This window comes from Roseospira visakhapatnamensis (assembly GCF_014197915.1).
GTDB classification, from domain to species: Bacteria; Pseudomonadota; Alphaproteobacteria; order Rhodospirillales; family Rhodospirillaceae; genus Rhodospira; species Rhodospira visakhapatnamensis.
Genome location: NZ_JACIGK010000002.1, coordinates 46,318 through 64,120 on the forward strand (window position 1 = coordinate 46,318; position 17,803 = coordinate 64,120).

16 protein-coding genes, 1 pseudogene and 1 other annotated feature are annotated in these 17,803 nt (G+C 67.8%); of the genes and pseudogenes, 9 read left to right on the top strand and 8 right to left on the bottom strand.

Translation table 11 applies throughout. The features are described from left to right. Positions 1 to 55 precede the first annotated feature (55 nt). Positions 56 to 979 (bottom strand): RNA polymerase sigma factor RpoH, encoded by a 924-nt coding sequence (gene rpoH, locus GGD89_RS01680; protein WP_184042372.1) that lies wholly within the window; start codon positions 977 to 979, stop codon positions 56 to 58. A 647-nt stretch (positions 980 to 1,626) separates the two neighbouring features. On the opposite strand from rpoH, the gene GGD89_RS01685 reads away from it, so the two are divergent. Then, positions 1,627 to 2,205 (top strand): YqaA family protein, encoded by a 579-nt coding sequence (locus GGD89_RS01685; protein WP_184042373.1) that lies wholly within the window; start codon positions 1,627 to 1,629, stop codon positions 2,203 to 2,205. A gap of 69 nt (positions 2,206 to 2,274) precedes the next feature. On the opposite strand, the gene GGD89_RS01690 is transcribed toward GGD89_RS01685, so the two are convergent. Beyond that, positions 2,275 to 2,859: an EF-hand domain-containing protein gene (locus GGD89_RS01690; protein WP_221238272.1), complete on the bottom strand. Its 585-nt coding sequence runs from the start codon at positions 2,857 to 2,859 to the stop codon at positions 2,275 to 2,277. Positions 2,860 to 3,261: 402 nt separating this feature from the next. Here GGD89_RS01690 and GGD89_RS01695 point away from each other — a divergent pair, with 402 nt between their 5' ends. Both GGD89_RS01695 and GGD89_RS01700 read left to right on the top strand, forming a co-directional pair. Then, positions 3,262 to 4,881: a peptide chain release factor 3 gene (locus GGD89_RS01695; RefSeq protein ID WP_184042375.1), complete on the top strand. Its 1,620-nt coding sequence runs from the start codon at positions 3,262 to 3,264 to the stop codon at positions 4,879 to 4,881. A gap of 114 nt (positions 4,882 to 4,995) precedes the next feature. Further along, positions 4,996 to 5,375 (top strand): annotated as a pseudogene (locus tag GGD89_RS01700) (IS3 family transposase); the annotation flags it as partial. Continuing rightward, positions 5,223 to 5,351 (top strand) — a sequence feature (AL1L pseudoknot). It overlaps the preceding pseudogene by 129 nt. Before the next feature lie 197 nt (positions 5,376 to 5,572). Here the strand turns inward: GGD89_RS01700 and GGD89_RS01705 are convergent. The 6 genes from GGD89_RS01705 to GGD89_RS01725 all read right to left on the bottom strand — a co-directional run bounded on the left by GGD89_RS01705 (position 5,573) and on the right by GGD89_RS01725 (position 10,817). Beyond that, positions 5,573 to 5,998 carry a VOC family protein gene (locus GGD89_RS01705; protein ID WP_184042377.1) on the bottom strand — a complete coding sequence of 142 codons (426 nt, stop codon included), beginning with the start codon at positions 5,996 to 5,998 and terminating at the stop codon, positions 5,573 to 5,575. A 74-nt stretch (positions 5,999 to 6,072) separates the two neighbouring features. Beyond that, the gene (locus GGD89_RS20600; RefSeq protein WP_425503006.1) at positions 6,073 to 6,150 is read right to left on the bottom strand and encodes a type II toxin-antitoxin system ParD family antitoxin; all 78 of its coding nucleotides are present in this window, start codon (positions 6,148 to 6,150) and stop codon (positions 6,073 to 6,075) included. Between the two features lie 4 nt (positions 6,151 to 6,154). Further along, entirely contained in the window at positions 6,155 to 7,009 is an 855-nt protein-coding gene (locus tag GGD89_RS01710; protein WP_184042378.1) for an ABC transporter permease, read from the bottom strand. Positions 7,010 to 7,057: 48 nt separating this feature from the next. Beyond that, a complete protein-coding gene (locus GGD89_RS01715; RefSeq protein ID WP_184042379.1) occupies positions 7,058 to 8,344 on the bottom strand; it encodes an ABC transporter permease in 1,287 nt (428 codons plus the stop codon). A gap of 137 nt (positions 8,345 to 8,481) precedes the next feature. Continuing rightward, complete coding sequence (locus GGD89_RS01720) at positions 8,482 to 9,606, bottom strand: polyamine ABC transporter substrate-binding protein (RefSeq protein ID WP_246422261.1); 1,125 nt, start codon at positions 9,604 to 9,606, stop codon at positions 8,482 to 8,484. A gap of 119 nt (positions 9,607 to 9,725) precedes the next feature. After that, entirely contained in the window at positions 9,726 to 10,817 is a 1,092-nt protein-coding gene (locus GGD89_RS01725) for an ABC transporter ATP-binding protein (RefSeq protein ID WP_184042380.1), read from the bottom strand. A 475-nt stretch (positions 10,818 to 11,292) separates the two neighbouring features. Here GGD89_RS01725 and GGD89_RS01730 point away from each other — a divergent pair, with 475 nt between their 5' ends. The 6 genes from GGD89_RS01730 (at position 11,293) to GGD89_RS01755 (ending at position 17,788) form a co-directional block, all read left to right on the top strand. After that, a complete protein-coding gene (locus GGD89_RS01730; RefSeq protein WP_184042381.1) occupies positions 11,293 to 12,042 on the top strand; it encodes an N-acetylmuramoyl-L-alanine amidase family protein in 750 nt (249 codons plus the stop codon). 256 nt (positions 12,043 to 12,298) lie between these two features. Then, complete coding sequence (locus GGD89_RS01735) at positions 12,299 to 12,721, top strand: ATP-binding protein (protein WP_184042382.1); 423 nt, start codon at positions 12,299 to 12,301, stop codon at positions 12,719 to 12,721. Between the two features lie 91 nt (positions 12,722 to 12,812). Beyond that, positions 12,813 to 13,151: an STAS domain-containing protein gene (locus GGD89_RS01740; RefSeq protein ID WP_184042383.1), complete on the top strand. Its 339-nt coding sequence runs from the start codon at positions 12,813 to 12,815 to the stop codon at positions 13,149 to 13,151. Between the two features lie 104 nt (positions 13,152 to 13,255). Next, positions 13,256 to 14,164 carry a hypothetical protein gene (locus tag GGD89_RS01745; RefSeq protein ID WP_184042384.1) on the top strand — a complete coding sequence of 303 codons (909 nt, stop codon included), beginning with the start codon at positions 13,256 to 13,258 and terminating at the stop codon, positions 14,162 to 14,164. A gap of 16 nt (positions 14,165 to 14,180) precedes the next feature. Beyond that, positions 14,181 to 16,442: an MFS transporter gene (locus tag GGD89_RS01750; protein ID WP_184042385.1), complete on the top strand. Its 2,262-nt coding sequence runs from the start codon at positions 14,181 to 14,183 to the stop codon at positions 16,440 to 16,442. Beyond that, positions 16,439 to 17,788: an ABC transporter substrate-binding protein gene (locus GGD89_RS01755; RefSeq protein WP_184042386.1), complete on the top strand. Its 1,350-nt coding sequence runs from the start codon at positions 16,439 to 16,441 to the stop codon at positions 17,786 to 17,788. The genes GGD89_RS01750 and GGD89_RS01755 overlap by 4 nt, the downstream gene beginning before the upstream one ends. Positions 17,789 to 17,803: the final 15 nt, after the last annotated feature.

A 17,803-nucleotide genomic window follows, 5' to 3' on the forward strand; every position in this document is an offset into this window, starting at 1 on the left:
AGGGGCCACGGACCGCGACCCGGGTGCATCGTCCCCGGGGCGCGGTTGGCGGCTGTCAGGCGAGCGCGGCGCCCTGATCGCGGGCGTCGGCGGCGCGGCGCGTGTCGTCGGCGGCATGGCGCAGCACCGCCTTGCGCACCTTGTCGAAGGCCCGGTTCTCGATCTGGCGCACCCGCTCCCGGGAGACGCCGTACTCACGGCCCAGGTCCTCCAGCGTCTCCGGATCGGCCGTCAGCCGGCGGCGGCGGAACACGTCGCGCTCGCGCTCGTTCAGGGCGTCCAGGGCGCCGTCCAGCAGGGTGAGCCGGTACCCTGTCTCCGCCTGATCGAGCAGCATGTCCTCCTGGTTGGGACGCTCGTCCTCCAGCAGGTCCATCATCTCCAGGTCGCCGTCCTCGCCGACGGTGCGGTTCAGCGACCCGTCCCGGGCGGCCATGCGCCGGCTCATGGTGGTGACATCGGCTTCCGAGACGCCCAGTTCGCCGGCGATCAAAGTCACCTCGTCGGGCGACAGGTCGCGGCTGTCCAGCAGACCCAGGCGTGCCTTGATCTTGCGAAGGTTGTAGAATACCTTCTTATGGGCGGAAAGCGTGCCGATCTTCACCAGCGACCAACTGTTGAGGATGTATTCGTGGATGGATGCCTTGATCCACCACATGGCGTAGGTCGCCAGGCGGAAGCCGCGTTCGGGGTCGAACTTCTTGACGGCCTGCATCAGCCCCAGGGTGCCCTCGCTGACCAGATCGGCCACGGGCAGTCCGTAGTGGCGATAGCCGATGGCGATCTTGGCCACCAGACGCAGGTGGCTGGTGACCAGCGCATGCGCGGCATCCACATCATCGTGGTCGTGGAAGCGGCGGGCGAGCATGTACTCTTCCTCCGGCTTGAGCACCGGAAACTGGCGCACGGCGCGAAGGTATCGGTCGAAACCGTCGTCGGCGCCGACGGCGGGCAGCTTGGCAAGGGTGAGGGCGGTCATGGTCGTCTCTCCTGGCGAGGCCCGTGGCGCGGCGGCCGGCATCACGGCGGCCGAAGCGCGGATGGGGCGGTCCTGTTCGGGGCAGGGCGATGAGGATGGGCGGGCGCTACCGCGCGACGCCCAGGGCCCCTGCCGATGCCGATAGGGTAGGAGCACCCGCGGGTCGACTCGACCAGACGGGCCGCGAACAGGACCAACAGGAGAGAGTGTGCGGCCCGGCCTGATGCCGAGCGGTACCAACCGGGTATGCGGCGCGGTGCTCGACCGTCCGCGAAATCGTCACGCCCAAGGCTGTCGACGTGAAAGACATCGTCATGGATCATCCTCCTGACAGAAGCGATGATGATGTCCGGGCCCCAACGAATGGCCGCCCGGTCACGCTGTCCGGCCGGACCCGAGACACGGCATCCGACCTGCCTACATTATAGGCAATCGATGCGCTGGTTTCAAGATGACGCAGGGTCGGGACAGGGGGCGGACGTTGAACGACCGGTCGCTCGCGATCTGCCCGCCGAACGCGGGGGGCGCTCGGGACGGAGATCCCCCGTCTCGCCGCGCGTTGTTTCTCAGGTGTTCGGCTGCTAGAACCGCTGACGGGCCGGTGTGGCCGGCTCGCCGTCGTCACCTTTTTCGGGACTCCGCCCATCATGCTGCGCGCCACCTACGACTGGGCCTTGCGCCGGGCCGAGAGCCCCTACGCCCTTTGGCTTCTGGCCCTGATCTCTTTCCTGGAAAGCTCCGTCTTTCCCATTCCGCCCGACATCCTGCTGATCCCCATGGTGCTGGCCCGGCCGCACCGGGCCTGGTTGATCGCCGGGGTGTGTACCCTGGCCAGTGTGCTCGGTGGTTTCGCCGGCTATGCCATCGGCCTGTTCCTGTTCGACACGGTGGGACAGCCGGTGCTGGCCTTCTACGGCTACCTGGAGCGCTTCACCGGCTTTCAGGCCCTCTACAATGAATGGGGTGCCTGGATCGTCGCCGGCGCCGGGGTGACACCGTTCCCCTACAAGGTCATCACCATCGCCAGCGGGGTGACGGCGCTGGACCCCTGGGTGTTCGGCATCGCCTCGGTGCTGTCGCGGGGCGTGCGTTTCTTCCTGGTGGCCGCGCTGTTGTGGAAATGGGGCGACCCGATGCGGGCCGTCATCGAACGGCGCCTGGGACTTCTGGTCACGCTCGGGTTCGTGCTGCTGGTGGGTGGGTTCGCGGCGCTGAAGCTGTTGTAGGAGCCCGCTCGGACGGTCACGGAGGCCCCGCGTGGGGGCCTCCGTCGACCGGATCGCCGGCAACCCGGATTACTTCGCCGGCGGTGCCATGGGCGCGCCCATCATGCGCGCCGGGCCGCCGTACATCATGGCGGCGCTCACCTCCTGCTTGGTGATCTCGGCGTTGTTGTCCAGGTCAAGCCCGGCGAAGCGTTCGACGCTGGCGGCCTGGAACTCGCTCTGAGTCACGCTTCCATCGCCGTTGGCGTCCCAGGCGTTGAATCGCTGGGTCTGCATCTGCTCCCGCCGATCGGCGCGACACGCGGACCGTCCGTTCTGCTGGGCGCCGGGGCCGACGCCCTGACGCGACGCGAGGAAGTCGTCCAGCGTCACGGCGCCGGTGCCGTCCGGGTCCATGGCGCGGAAGGCCAGGACATGGAAGCTGTCGAACTCGGCGCGGGTGACGATGCCATCGCCGTCCGCGTCCATGGTCTGCAGCATGCCACCCGGACCACCGGGGCCGCCGGGGCCGCCACCCATCATGTTGGAACCGCCCCGGCCGTGGCCAGGACCGCCGCCGCAGGGACCGCCGGCCTGCGCGGGCAGGGCCAGGGCGCCAAGGCCGATGACGGCGGCGACGGCGGTGGTGATGACGAGGGTCTTGGTGCGGGACATGGTGTCTCTCCTTTTAATGTCCTGGGGCGCTGGGTGCGCCCCGATGAGGGTCCGAAGGGTGGGGCCGGTCATCCGTGCCGCCCTTCGATGAAACCTAGTGAACACCCGCGCCGTCACAGGGGTATGACCGCTGTTTCCCATGGTGGTGACAAAGTGTGACCGAGGGGTGCCGGGGCGGTCACATCGTGGCGAGCGGTACCAAAAAAGGACTCGCCTCCCGTCCCGAAACCCCGCAAAGTCCGGCGCCTTCGTATTTGCTGATCGTGGGGGCATCCTGACGAGTCAGGATGCCCCGCTCCGCCGCTTCGCGGCGCCGGCGCGGTCGCGCCGGCCAGGTCCGCCCCGTCCCGACGGGCCGAACCTGGGTCCATATCACCGAGACGTCGTTGGTTGCCCGCGCGCATGACACAGCCAGCCTTTTCCCGTGACGAAGCCGTGCCGTCCTCGGTCATCGACCGGCGGCGCACCTTCGCCATCATCAGCCACCCGGACGCCGGCAAGACGACCTTGACGGAGAAGCTGTTGCTGTTCGGGGGCGCCATTCAACTGGCCGGCGCGGTGAAGGCGCGGGGCGAGGCGCGCCGCGCCCATTCCGACTGGATGAAGGTGGAGCGCGAGCGCGGCATCTCGGTTGCCTCCTCGGTGATGACCTACGACTACGCCGGGCGTGTCTTCAACTTGCTGGACACCCCGGGCCACGAGGACTTCAGCGAGGACACCTACCGCACGCTCACGGCCGTGGACTCGGCGGTGATGGTCATCGACGCCGCCAAGGGCATCGAGGAACAGACCCGCAAGCTGTTCGAGGTGTGTCGTCTTCGGGACGTGCCCATCGTCACCTTCGTCAACAAGCTGGACCGCGAGGGTCGCGATCCCTTCGAGATCCTGGACGAGATCGAGCAGACCCTGGCCCTGGACGTGACCCCGGCGAGCTGGCCCATCGGCATGGGGCGCTCGTTCCTGGGCTGCTACAACCTGTTCCAGGAGCGCCTGGTGCTGCTGGAGAAGGGCACCAAGGGGGCCTTGCCCTCCGAGGGCGCGGCCTGCGACGGCCTGGACGATCCCAAGCTGGACGCCCTGCTGCCCGCCGACGCGGTGGCCACCCTGCGCGAGGAGGTGGAGATGGCGCGCGGCCTGTGCCCCGCGTTCTCCCTGGACGCCTATCGCGAAGGCCACATGACGCCGGTGTTCTTCGGCTCGGCCATCAACAACTTCGGGGTCCGGGAGTTGCTGGACGGACTGGCCGCGCTGGCACCGTCACCGCGTCCGCAGCCGGCCAGGGACCGGGTGGTGGCACCGGACGAGAAAGCCGTCAGCGGCTTCGTGTTCAAGATCCAGGCCAACATGGATCCCAAGCACCGCGACCGTATCGCCTTCGTGCGCCTGTGCTCGGGCCACTTCAAACGGGGCATGAAGCTCACCCACGTGCGCACCGGCAAGGCCATGGTCATCCACACTCCGGTGCTGTTCCTGGCCCAGGACCGCGAGGTCGCCGAGGAGGCCCACGCCGGCGACATCATCGGCCTGCCCAACCACGGCAACCTGCGCATCGGCGACGCCCTGACCGAGGGCGAGGGACTGCGCTTCACCGGCATTCCCAGCTTCGCGCCGGAGATGCTGCAAAAGGCGCGGCCGGTGGATCCCCTCAAGGGCAAGCACCTGGGGCGCGCGCTTCAGCAGTTGGCCGAGGAGGGCGTGGCCAGCGTGTTCAAACCCATGATCGGCGCCGACTGGATCGTCGGCGTGGTGGGGTCGCTTCAGTTCGACGTGATGGCCGACCGCATCCGCACGGAGTACGACGTGCCGGTGATTTTCGAGCCCACGCCGGTCCACGCGGTGCGCTGGGTGGAAGGCGACGACGCCCGCCTGATCAAGCGCTTCGTCGACGCCAATCAGAGCGCCGTCGCCGAGGACCACGACGGCGCCCCCGTGTTCATGGCCCGCAACGCCTGGCACCTGGACAAGGCCGCCGAGGAGTTCCCCGGCCTGCGCTTTGAGAAAACGAAGGAGCCGGTCCAGTAGGGGGTGAACCGCCCCGGGTTTGGCGGAGGCTCCGAAGTTTGAGAGGATGGAACCAGGAGCAAGGCCGGGACCTCGACGAGGTCTTCGCCTGACGTGCGCGAACGCGCGGTAAGGATGGTGACGGACCATGGGGGCACCCACGCCTCCGAGGGGGCGGCTTTGACGTCGATCACCGAGACGTTCGGGTGTTCGGCGGAGACGCTGCGCAAATGGGTTCGCAAGGCGGACCGCGCGGCGGTCCCCGAGCACGCGGCGTCCGAAGCGGCGGCGGATCGGGTGAAGGCGCTGGTGCGGGAGAACCGCGAGCTGCGCGAGGCCGACGAGATCCTGCGCCAGGCCGGCGCGTATTTCGCCCAGGCGGAACTCGACCGCCGATCCAAACCATGATCGGGTTCCCATGGGATCCTTGGGACGATCATCGGGACGTCCACGGGGTCGGGCCGATCTGCCGGCATTTGCCGATCGCTCCGTCGACGTATCATGCCCATGCGGCCCCCCAACACAACATCTGGAGAGACCATCGAAACACATCCCCTACAGGATGGGAATCCCCGAAGAGTGCCCACAGAGAGTCAGCCCCTCAGGCCGCTGGTATTATCATCGGAAAAATACCGCTTCACGCAAAATCCGGTGACCGATCCGGGATGAAGCGGTGAGAGTATTTCGATGTGCACTTGATTTTTGGCCGAGTTTATTTGGCAGGTACTTCTTCATGGAGCCAGGGCGCAAAGCTGAGGCCAATCAGAACACCTTCGGGGCTTATAAACCGTGCAACGGTCTGACCCCACGGTTCATCTCTGGCTTCATGTATAAACGCCTGCCCGCCTTGTTTCATTTCTTGAACGGCAGCCTGAACCGAATCGGCGTCACTGAGTTCAAACTCAATGGTTGCCGTAGGGGCAGGGATATGATCAGGCCACGTTTCACTGCCAAAGCAGGTTTCAGCCACCATTTTCAGCGGCCAGACCCCAAAGTGGTTGGCACCGGGATACCTGTCCATGAACAGGTAATCCTCCTGCTGTTCCAGCGGAAGGCCGAAAGCTGTCTTGTATAAAGAAGCGCTTCCGTTGGAGTCCTTGGTAATGACTGCAAACCCGGCAATGCACTTGATCTTCATGAAAGACTTATCCTTCTGATTCTGGCGCGATCAACATAATCGCCGCCACCTCGGTGGAGAAAACAAGACGCCGGTCATCCGGCCTGCCTTCTCTTCTCGTCCAGGAAGGCGTCGAAATCAAATGGGGTCGACGGGCCGTTGGACTCCGACAGACTGCTAGCCCGGGCTCAGGCCGCGCAGCCGTTCGCCCCGCCGGCGCAGCAGTTCCAGGCTGACCAGCAGCAATGCCGACATCCCGATCAGCAGGGTGGCCACGGCCAGGATGGTCGGGCTGATCTGCTCGCGGATGCCCGCCCACATCTGCCGGGGGATGGTGCGTTCCTCGAAACCGGCCAGGAACAGCACCACCACCACCTCGTCGAAGCTGGTGATGAAGGCGAACAGCGCACCCGAGATCATGCCCGGCATGATCAGCGGCATGGTGATGTGGAAGAAGGTATGGGTCGGCGTCGCCCCCAGGCTGCTTGAGGCGCGGATCAGCGTGTGGTCGAAGCCCGACAGGGTGGCCGTCACGGTGATGACCACGAAGGGCGTGCCCAGCGCGGTGTGGGCCAGGATGATCCCGGGCAGGGTCTGGGCCAGGCCGACGTGCGAATAGAAGAAGTACATGCCGGCGGCGGTGATGATCAGCGGGACGATCATGGGCGAGATCAGCAGACCCATGACGAGGGTGCGCGCGGGCATGTGGGCGCGGCTGAGGCCCAGGGCCGCCAGCGTGCCCAGGGTGGTCGCCAGCAGGGTCGCGCAGAGGCCGACGATGACGCTGTTCTTCATCGAATGGATCCACTGCTCGTTCCGCCAGATGTCCTGGTACCAGCGGACCGAGTAGGCGTCCGGATCCAGGCTCACCATGCCCTCGGTGAAGGTGAAATAGGGCTCGGCGTTGAACGACAGCGGCACGATCACCAGCAGCGGCATGATCAGGAACAGCAGGATCAGGGCGCAGATCACCCGGAAGGCGACGTACCACAGGCGTTCCAGCGGCGTGGCGTAGGACGGCAGGCCCGACATTCCTCTGCTCTCCCTGGTGTCCGTCGCGTGATGCCCCGGGACGGGGGCTCAGCCGAACTTCATTTTGTCGATGCCGATCAGGCGGTTGTAGAGCCAGTAGAGCACCAGCACGGCGGCCAGCAGCAGGGCGCCCAGAGCCGCCGCCAGGCCCCAGTTCAGCGATTTCTGCATGTGGTAGGCGATGAGGTTGGAGATCATCTCGCCGGTGCGCCCGCCCACCAGCGCGGGCGTGATGTAGTAGCCCACCGACAGGATGAACACGAGGATGGCCCCGGCACCGACCCCGGGCAGGGTTTGCGGCAGGTAGACCTCGCGGAAGGCCCGTGCCGGCGTCGCTCCCAGCGAGCGCGCGGCCCTCATGTGGGTGGGGGGAATGGTCTTCATGACCGAGTAGATCGGCAGCACCATGAACGGCAGCAGGATGTGCGTCATGGCGATGATGGTGCCGGTCTGGTTGTAGATCATCTGGATGCGGCCCTCGTCGGAGAGCATGCCGATCCACACCAGCAGGTCGTTGATGACCCCCTCGGTCTGCAACAACACGATCCAGGCCGTGGTGCGCACCAGCAGCGAGGTCCAGAACGGCAGCAGCACCAGGATCATCAGCAGGTTGGATTGCCGTAGCGGCAGGCTGGCCAGCAGGCAGGCCAGCGGGAACCCCAGCGCTAGGCACAGCGCGGTGACGAGGGCGCTGATCCACAGGGTGCGGCCGAACATCAGCCCGTAGATCCGCTTCTCCTCCGGCTGAGCGACGACGTCGCCCCGCCAGTCCAGGCGCAGGTCCACGGCCGCCAGGAAAAACGATGGCGTGTAGCGTGACGACGCCTGCCGAATGATGCCCCAGGTCTTGGCGTCGCCCCAGCGGTCGTCGATGGCGACGAAGGTCTCTTTCCACGGCGGTGTCCCGCGCCGGGCGATGGTGCGGGCCGTCTTGGTGATGAGGCTGCGCAGCCCGCTCTGCTCGTAGTTCAGGCGGGTCCCGACCCTGGCGATCTCGCGCGCCTTGTACTGCTGGATCATCTCCTCGGCGAGGGTGGCGAAGATGCGCTCGTCCGGGGGGCCTTGCCCGTCCCAGTCGCTCGCCAGCAGGGCCACGGTGCGCGGGATCTGCGTCTGCAAGACGGGATTGTCCACGGCCCGCAGCAACATCATGCCGATGGGCGCGAGGAAGGTGACGACGATGAACACGAGAAGGGGCATCACCAGGCCCAGCGCGATCAACCGCTGGCGGCGGGTGACGCGTCGCAGGGTGGTTTTCAGCGGCACGCCGTCGCGGGTGCGCAGGATGTCGTCGGCCGGCGGGCCGGCGGGCGCGAGGGGCGTGGCGTCGGCCATGGGGATGCCCTTCGGAGGTCGGAGACGGATCGCCGCGCCGTCACGGCGATGAGGGGGATGGCGCGGGCGCCATGCGGGGTCGCGGTGACGGCGCGGGTCCGGGCGGGTTTCAGGCCCGGGTTAGAGTCAGGCCCGGGTTACTGGGCCAGCCAGGCGTTGAAGCGTTCGTTCATCTCGTCGGCATGGTCGGCCCACCACAGGAAGTCGTTCTGGAGGGCGTTCTGGAAATTCTCGGGCGCGGTGGGCATGTGCGGCCCCATCTCGATCCCGGCCTCGGCGTGGGTGCCGATCAAGGGCACCGAGGAAGCGCGCGCCGGACCGTAGGAGATCCACTCGGCCTGCCGGGCGAGTTGTTCGGTGGCGGTGGCGAACTTGATGAACTCCCAGGCCAGGGTCTTGTTGGGGGCACCCTTGGGAATGACGAACAGGTCCATGTCCCAGACCTGGCCGTCCCAGACGATCTTGAACGGCTTGTTCTCCACCGCCATGGCGTTGAACATGCGGCCGTTGTAGGCGGTGGCCATGACCACCTCGCCGTCGGCCAGCATCTGCGGCGGCTGGGCGCCGGCCTCCCACCAGACCACGTGATCCTTGACGCGGTCGAGCACGGCGAAGGCCCGGTCCACGCCCTCGGGGGTGGACAGCACGTCATAGACGTCGGCGGCCGGCACGCCGTCGGCCATCAGGGCCATTTCCAGGTTGGCCTTGGCGAAGCGGCGCAGGCCGCGCTTGCCGGGGAACGTGTCGACGTCGAACAGGTCGGCGATGGTGCTGGGCTTCTCGTCCGGGAACTTGGTCTCGTCGTAGGCGTAGATGTTGGTCCAGACGATGGAGGCCACGGCGCAGTCATGCAGCGTGCCCTCGATGAAGTCCTCGGCGGCCGGGGTGCCGTCGGGTGCCGGCGGCAGGTCCTCCAGGGGCAGCACCTCGACCAAACCCTCGTCGCACAGCTTGATGGCGTCGGACAGTTCGACGTCCACCACATCCCAGGTGACGTTGCCAGACTCCACCTGCGCCTTCACCGGCGCGACGTTGCCGTCGTAGTCGATGGAATTGATGGTGTGACCGGTCAACTCCTCCCACGGCGTATAGTACGCCTCCTGCTGGCTCTTGGTGTAGGCCCCGCCCCAGCACACCACGTTCAGGGCCTCGGCGCGCGCCTGCGTGGCGATGGCGAAGCCGGCCCCGGCCACCGCCAGCGCGCCGATGCCAAGCACCGTCCGGCGCGTGCGCGTGGCCACGCCCCTGGTCAACATGGTCATGGCTCTCGTCTCCCTGTTCGGCTTTGTTGCTTCAGGGAAGCACGGCCGTGCCCCCTGTCGGACCGTCGCCGGGAGCCTCGGCCGATGCGGCCGGTGGCGGCGGCGATCGGGTGACGGCGTCAGGCGTCCAGCGCCCGGCAGTCCTCCACATGCCAGCCCACGGTCAGGTGCTCGCCGGGGCGAAGGTGGACGTGACCGGCCCAGTTGGGCACCTTGACGATGAAGTCGGTCTGGCCGCAGACGCGCATGCGCGACCGCAGGTGATCGCCGAGGTAGATCAGTTCCAGCACCTCGGCGTCGAACACGTTGGGCATGCTGCCCGGCGGGGGATTGACCGATACCCTCTCGGGCCGCAGCGACATGAGGGTGCGCTCGCCGAGGCCGCTGGCGCGGATCGCCAGGGCCTCCACGAGGTCGCCGCTGTCGGCGCGCACGCGGCAGCGATCCCCGGCCACGTCCTCCACGCGCCCCATCAGCTTGTTGTTCTCGCCGATGAACTGGGCCACGAAGGCGTTCCCGGGATGCTCGTACAGCATGGATGGCTGGTCCAGTTGCTGGATGACGCCGTCGTTGAACACGGCGATGCGGTCGGACATGGTCAGGGCCTCGGACTGGTCATGCGTGACGTAGACCATGGTGACGCCCAGGGTTTCGTGGATGTGCTTCAACTCGTACTGCATCTGCTCGCGCAGGGTCTTGTCGAGCGCTCCCAGCGGCTCGTCGAGCAGCACCAGCGACGGTTCGAACACCAGGGCGCGGGCCAGCGCCACGCGCTGTTGCTGTCCGCCCGAGAGTTGCGCCGGGCGCCGTGAGCCCAGCGCCCCCAGTTCCACCATGTCCAGGGCGCGCCGCACCCGGTCCCGGGCGTCCGCGCGCCCGACGCCGCGAACCTTCAGGGGATAGCCGACGTTTTCCGCCACGCTCATGTGCGGAAACAGCGCATAGTTCTGGAACACCATGCCGATGCCCCGGCGGTGCGGCGGCACGGTGTTGATCGGTGTCCGGTCGAGAATGATGTCGCCATGGGTGGGGGTCTCGAAGCCCGCCAGCATCATCAGGCAGGTGGTCTTGCCCGACCCGGACGGCCCCAGCAGGGTGAGAAACTCGCCCTTGGCGATGTCCAGCCAGAGGTCTTTGACCACCAGCGTCTCGCCGTCGTAACTCTTCTGGATGCCCTGGAAACGGACGAAGGGGTCGGTCGTTTCGGCCATGCGTGTGTCTGACGCTCCTCTCCGGTCCCGGTCCCGGCCGCGACGCGCATGTGGCCCAGGGGTCCGGTGGACCGCATGGACGGGTGATCCCAACGTGTATTGTGTGTAACAGTAGCATGCTGCGGAACAGAAACAATAGCCAGGGTGTGGGAACCGAACGATCGATGGTAAGCATGTGTTTAGACCGTATGACGCGCGCGGCCAGATATGGGCGTAACTGCGAGTCTTGATTAAAGTAGAATTCGTGGTGAGCACCGTGCTCGTTTAAGGAGCCCGGAAATACGGTGATCGGTAAACATGGAATCGTTCGCAAATGTCCGTGGAAATTTTCTCGTACCTTCGACATTCGTTGCGCCCGCCATGCTGGTCGGGTGGCCAGAATGCCCAAGATTATGTTGGCCATGGCCCAAGGTTGCGGCATGGCGCGGCCCGTGTCCGGCGTTCCGTCGGGCATTCGGTCCGAGTGTGCGGGGCCATGCTGGCCCTGGTGGTGGCCCTGCCGACGGGACCGGGCGCCATGGCGGAGTCCGACTCGACGGCCCAGGCGTGTCCGGTGGACCGCCTTGTGGTCGCGGTGGATGTGGGGCACCACCTGACGGCGCCGGGTGCCACCAGCGCGACCGGACGGACGGAATATGCCTTCAACCGGGACCTGGCCGGGCGCCTGCTCGCGCAGCTTCATCAGGTCGGCGTGACCGGGGCCTTCCTGGTGGAGGAGACCGGCGCACCGATCGACCTGTGGGCGCGGCCGCGCCGGGCCGGAGCGCGCGGCGCCCACCTGTTCGTGTCCGTTCATCATGACTCGGTGCAGCCTCAGTACTTGCGGTCGTGGGTTCATGAGGGCCGGGAGCGGCGGTACGCCGACCGCTTCCAGGGGCATTCGCTGTTCGTGTCGCGTAAGAACCTGTACCTCGACGAAAGCCTGGCCGTGGCGCGGGCCATCGGCCGCGCCCTGCGGTCCTGGGGCCTGACGCCCAGCCTGCACCATGCCGAGCCCATTCCCGGCGAGAACCGCCCCCTGGTGGACAAGGACCTGGGTATCTACGACTTCGCCGACCTGGTGGTGTTGAAGGCCGCGCCCATGCCCGCCGTGCTGTTCGAGGCCGGCATCATCGTCAACCGCGCGGAAGAGGCGCGCCTGCGCGAGTCCTTTCACCAGGACATGCTGATCGATGCCGTGGTGACCGGAATTCTGGAGCGTTGCTTCGCTCTCGTGGAAAAATGATCCGGACCGGCAACGTCGGCCGCGTCGCGGGCACCGGCACGATTGCGCTTTTCTTCCGGGTCTCTGACAATCGGGCCAGGCGGGGTGTCCCAGGCGGGATGTCCCAGGCGTGGGGGATCGCGGTGGGCCCGGCCAGGGGGGGACGCGATGGGGCCGGCCGGCGACGCCCGGGGGACAGGCGCGTGAGCACCGGCGGGGCGGCGGCGGTCGCCGGTCCCGCGATTCTGCGATCAGGCGACGGGGACGCAGGCCGATCATGACAGCGGAACTCAGCATCACCCTGCGCAACGATCTGTCGGAGATTCCGCGCGTCACGGAGGCCGTGGAAGGCTTCGGCGAGGCCCATGCCGTGGGCGAAAAGGTGATCTTCGCCATGACCCTGGCCCTGGACGAGGTGCTGACGAATGTCATCACCTATGCCTTCCCGAAGGACGACCCGGGGCCGCGTGCCATCCACGTGGACGTCAGCCTGACCAATGGCGTGGTGCGGGCGATGGTGCGCGACGACGGCCGGGCCTTCGATCCCCTGACCGAGGTGCCGCCCCCGGACCTGGACGCCAGCATCGACGATCGGGCCATTGGCGGCCTGGGCGTGCACTTTTTGCGGACGCTGATGGACGGGTGCAGCTACAGCCGGCGCGGGGACCGGAACGAGCTTGAGTTTTTCAAGAACCTGTAGTCCAACTGATCGGGTCGGAAGGCGGTCCGGAGCCGGATCGAATGGCACGGTCTGGCGCGGCTGGACGACGGACGACGAAAAGGGATGACGCATGGATATCCTGCAACAGGAGGAGGGTGACGTCCTGGTCCTGTCGCCCGGGGGACGCCTGGACGGCACCACGGCGCCGGAATTCGAGACGGTGTTGCTGGGCCGTATCGGCGAGGGGCGCACGCGCGCGGTGATCGACTTCGGTCGGCTCGACTACATCTCCAGTGCCGGGTTGCGGGTGTTGTTGATGGCCGCCAAGCGCATGCGTCAGACCGACGGGCGGTTGGTCTTGTGCGCCGTCAAGGCGCACATCCTGGAGGTCTTCGAGATCAGCGGATTTCTCTCGATCTTCACGGTCGAGACCAATCGCGACGCCGCCGTGGCGGCGGCCGCGGCCTGACAGGGCGGCGAACCCCGGATCGGGGACCGGACGAGCGTGGGGCGAGAGCGGGCTGGGCGCATGCGGCGCGGACCGGTCTGGGGGGCTAGACGGGAGACGGGGTCATGGGCATCAGCCTGACCGCACGCATCGCCCTGACGATTATTGTGGTCTTCCTGTTCGCCATGGGCCTGACAGCCCTACTAAATCTCCATAAATTCGACCAGTTGTTGACCCAGGTGCTGCGGGATCGCCTGGCGTTCACCGTCGAGGACTTGCGCTCCAACCTGGAGACGCGGCTGAACCTGGGCCTGCCGCTGGACACCATGCGCCACGTTCAGGATACCTTGGAACAACGCCGCCTGGACGATCCCAACATCCTGTCCATTGAGGTGTTCGACCCCGATGGCCTGGTGCTGTTCGGTACCGATCGCAGCTTCATCGGCGACCTGATCTCGCCCCGCTGGCTGGATGCCTTCCGCTCCCAGGCCACCGAGGCCAACGGAACCCCTGGGGGTGGCGACGGGGCGGCCGGCGGCCGGCGCACCTTCCTGGTCCATGATCACGACGCGCTGGTGGTCGGCACTCCGATCGTCAGCAACCTCGGCGATAACGCTGGCGGTATCGCCATCCGCTACGCCCGGGCCGCCATCGACCGGACCGTGGCCGCCACCCGGCGGGAACTGATGATTCAGGCGGCGGTGGTCTCGGCGGCCGTCGGGTTCGTGATCGTGCTGGGTGTGTTCGCCGTCATGGCCGACATCCGTCGCCGGCTGGCGCGGATCGAGGACCAGGCCAAGGCCCTGGCCGCGGACATGGACGCGGCCGATGAGTCCGGCGCCGGTCCCGACCATCCCGGCCTGGCGCATGCCGCCGGGGATGCCGGCGAGCACGGGGACCGGCTCGGAGCCGCGTCCGTCGAGACCAGCCCCCTGGAGGCCGATTTCCGACGCTTCGGCCGCACGGCCCGGGAAGCGTTCGGGGAAATCATGCGCGGCCGGCGGGAGATCCGTCGCCTGGACGAAATGGACTGAGGCGAGGACGACGGCCATGACACAGCGACCGCCCGGACCCGCGTCCGCCCCCGCGCCCGTCCGTGCCCTGTCGGCCATCCCCGAGGCCGGCGGGGGGGCGGCAACCCTGGCGCCTGGCGGGGCGGGCACGGAGGCGGGCGCGTCCGCCGGTCCGGGCAAGGCCAAGGCGGCGCGCACCACCCTGGCCTCCCGCATGCTGCTGGTGCGGCTGGTTCCCTTGACCCTGGTGCTGCTGCTGGGCGCGCTGGCCACGTTCTCCTACATCGCCGTCAATGCCTTCGAGCGCGAGATCCTGCCGGAGGTGGACGCCAAGGCGCAGGCGGTGGGACAGGCGGTCTCGGAAACCATCGGCAAGGCCATCGGCCACGGGATCCCGCTGGGACGCCTGGTGGGCATGGGGCCGTTCCTCACTGATGTGCAGCGCAACAACGTTGGTCTCGCCTATCTGCTGGTGACCGATACCAACAATCAGGTGCGCTACGCCACCGACGACACGCCCGAGGGCGTGCTGTCCACCTTCGACACCATCAGCGGCGGCAACGACGTCACCGTCGCCGAGGGCTTCGCCAGGCTGCAGGTGGACTACCGCGACACGGCCATTCCCATTCGCGCCGGCCCCCGCGAGGCGCCGCACGGCTACCTGCATGTGGGGGTCGACGCGGATTACGTGACCACACAGCTCATGGCTATTATCTACGACATCCTGACGGTGGCCCTGGTGTCGCTGCTGGTGTCGTTCGAGTTCCTGTTGATTCTGGTGGTCGTCTTCGTCACCAGCCCCATGCGCCAGGTCGAGGCCTTGATGCGCCGGGGCCAGGGTGGCGACTTCTCGGTGGTGCTGGCCAGCACCGGCGGGCACGGCGACGAGGTCAAGCAACTCGGGCGGGCCTACAACGCCATCGTCCGTCGTCTCGGCGACGCCTATCACGAACTGTTGCAGGACGCCGACGAGGTGCGCGCCGCCCAGTTCGACAGTGGCGCCATCCGGCGCATCGAGGACATCCTGGGAGGCTTGCGGCGGCGCTTCACCATTCCCACCCGAGAGTTCCGCCGGGCCGCCGCGCCCTCCAGCCTGTTGCGGGTCCGGGTGCCGCTGTTCCTGTTCATCTTCGCCGAGGAGATGACCCGCCCCTTCCTGCCATTGTATGTGCGGGAGCTGCACACCACCACCCTGTGGCTGGACGAGGCGCTGGTGCTGGCGTTGCCGATCTCGGTGTTCATGCTGGCCATCGCCATCATCACGCCCTTCGCCGGCGCCTGGACCGACCGCCTGGGGACGCGCCGGGTGTTCCTGATCGGCGCCATCCCCAGCGTCGCCGGCTACCTGGGCGCGGCGCTGGCCCAGGGGGTGCCGGATCTGCTGGTGTGGCGGGCGCTGTCCGGCTTCGGCTACGCGGTGATCTACATCGCCTGCCAGGGCTATGTGGCCATCCATGCCGATCCCGGGCGGCGCGTCAGCGGCATGGCCACCTTCATGGGCGCGGTGTTCGCCGCCGCCATCTGCGGCCCGTCCATCGGTGGCATCCTGGCCGATCGGGTGGGCTATGCGCCGACCCTGGTGGTCTCGGCGGGCCTGGTGCTGGTCGCGGCGGTGCTGATCCACGGGCTGCTGTCGGGGACCGCCGATCACCAGGACACGGAGCGTCCGCCCCTCCGCCTGCGCGACATGGCCCTGGTGCTGCGCAACGGGCGCCTGCTGGCCCTGCTGCTGCTGTCGGCGATTCCGGCCAAGATTCTGCTGACCGGGTTCCTGTTCTACCTGGCGCCGCTGTTCCTGACCGACCTCGGCGAGAGCCAGTCGTCGGTGGGCCGGATCATCATGGTCTATGGCCTGATGAACGTGCTGGTCACGCCGCTGGCCGCGCGCGTCGCCGACCGGGTGGGGAATCTGGCGCTGCTGGTGGGCGGCGGCGCGGTGCTGTCCGGGGTCGGCACCCTGGCCATCATCCTGGACCAGTCGGCCTGGATGGTGGCGCTGGCGGTGTTCACCATGGGCATCGCCCATGCCCTGGCGATCTCGCCGCAGCTGGTGCTGGTGCAGGAGGTCTGCGCCCGCGAGTGCCGTGAGTTGGGGCAGACCACGGTGCTGAGCGTGTTCCGCCTGATCGAGCGTCTGGGCAACGTCGCCGGCCCGTTCCTGGTCGGGACCCTGGTCACCCTGTACGGCTACGGGGACGCCATGGCGGTCACCGGCCTTGGCGTGATGGTGGCGGGCGCAATCTATCTGGGGCTGCGTGTGATGACGGACGACTCTCGGCACCGGACGGTGGCGCCATGAGGGCCGCGCGCGGGACGCGGGCGGCCCTCATGGCGCTGGGGCTGGGTCTGCTGGTCGTGCTGCTGGCGGGCGGTCCGCCATCGGCCCCGCCGGGCCTGTTCGGAGCCGCGCCCGCCCGGGCACAGGCGGCGGGTTCGGGGTCGGGGCCGGGCGGCGAGGCGGCGGCCCCGGGCGCCTATGCCGCCACCCGCGCCGAGGGACCGGCCCGCGCGGACGGCGGGGCGGCCCCGCCATCGACCCTGGGGGACGGGGCGGCGGTCGCCCGGGCCGGGGGGGAGGACCTGGGCGACCGGGCCATGGCCGAGCTGCGCGCCCGCATTCGCGGCATGCGCGAGCCCTTGCGCATCGTCATGGTCACCTGGCGCGGCTGGACGGATACCGACCAGGGCTTCAAGGACTACTTCGAGAGCCACCGCATTCCCGTGGACCTGATCGTCCGCGACGCCGGCCGCGACCGCGCGCGGTTGCCCGCGATCGTCGCCGAAATCCGCGAGCTCCAGCCCGATCTGGTCTACACCTGGGGCACCTCGGTCAGCCTCGGCATTCTCGGCCGCCATGACACCGAGACGCCCGGGACCCACATCACCGACATCCCGGCGGTGTTCGCCAACGTGTCCTATCCGGTGGTCTCGGGGCTGGTGCCCTCGCTGGCCAACTCCGGGCGGATCATCACCGGCTCCACCTACCTGGTGCCGCTGGAGGCGCAACTCCGGGCGATCCGCTCCTACCGGTCGTTCGAGACGCTGGGCATCATCTACAATCCCACCGAGTCCAACAGCCGCAACGTGGTGGACACGCTGCGCGCCATGGCGTCGGAGGAAGACGGGTTTACCCTGGTGGACCGGCCCATCCCCCTGGACGAGGCGGGCAAGCCCGTCGCGGCGGCGCTGCCCGACATGGTGGCTCAGGTGGCCGGGGCGGGCGCCGATTTCCTCTATATCCCGCCGGATTCCTTCCTGTCGGGCCACAAGATGGAGCTGACGGCGGCGGCCGAGGACGCGGGCCTGCCGACCTTCGCCGCCGCCGAGGGCACGCTGGAGAACTCCCGGGCGATGATGGGGCTCATCAGTCGCTACTACAACATCGGCAAGCTGACCGCCCATCTGGCCACCCGCATCCTGGTCGGACGGGAGGATCCGGCCTCCATCCCCATCAGTTCCCTGGCGCGCTACTCGCTGGTTCTGAACATGGATGTCATCCGCACCCTGGAATTCTATCCGCCCATCGGCCTGTTGCAGATTTCCGAGATCGAGGACAGCCGCGCCGATGGGGGCGGCTCCGTCGAGGAAGACGGCGACGAGGACCAAGACCAAGACCGTCCCCAGACAGGCGGAAGCGTTCGCTGAGCGTCCGCCCACCCG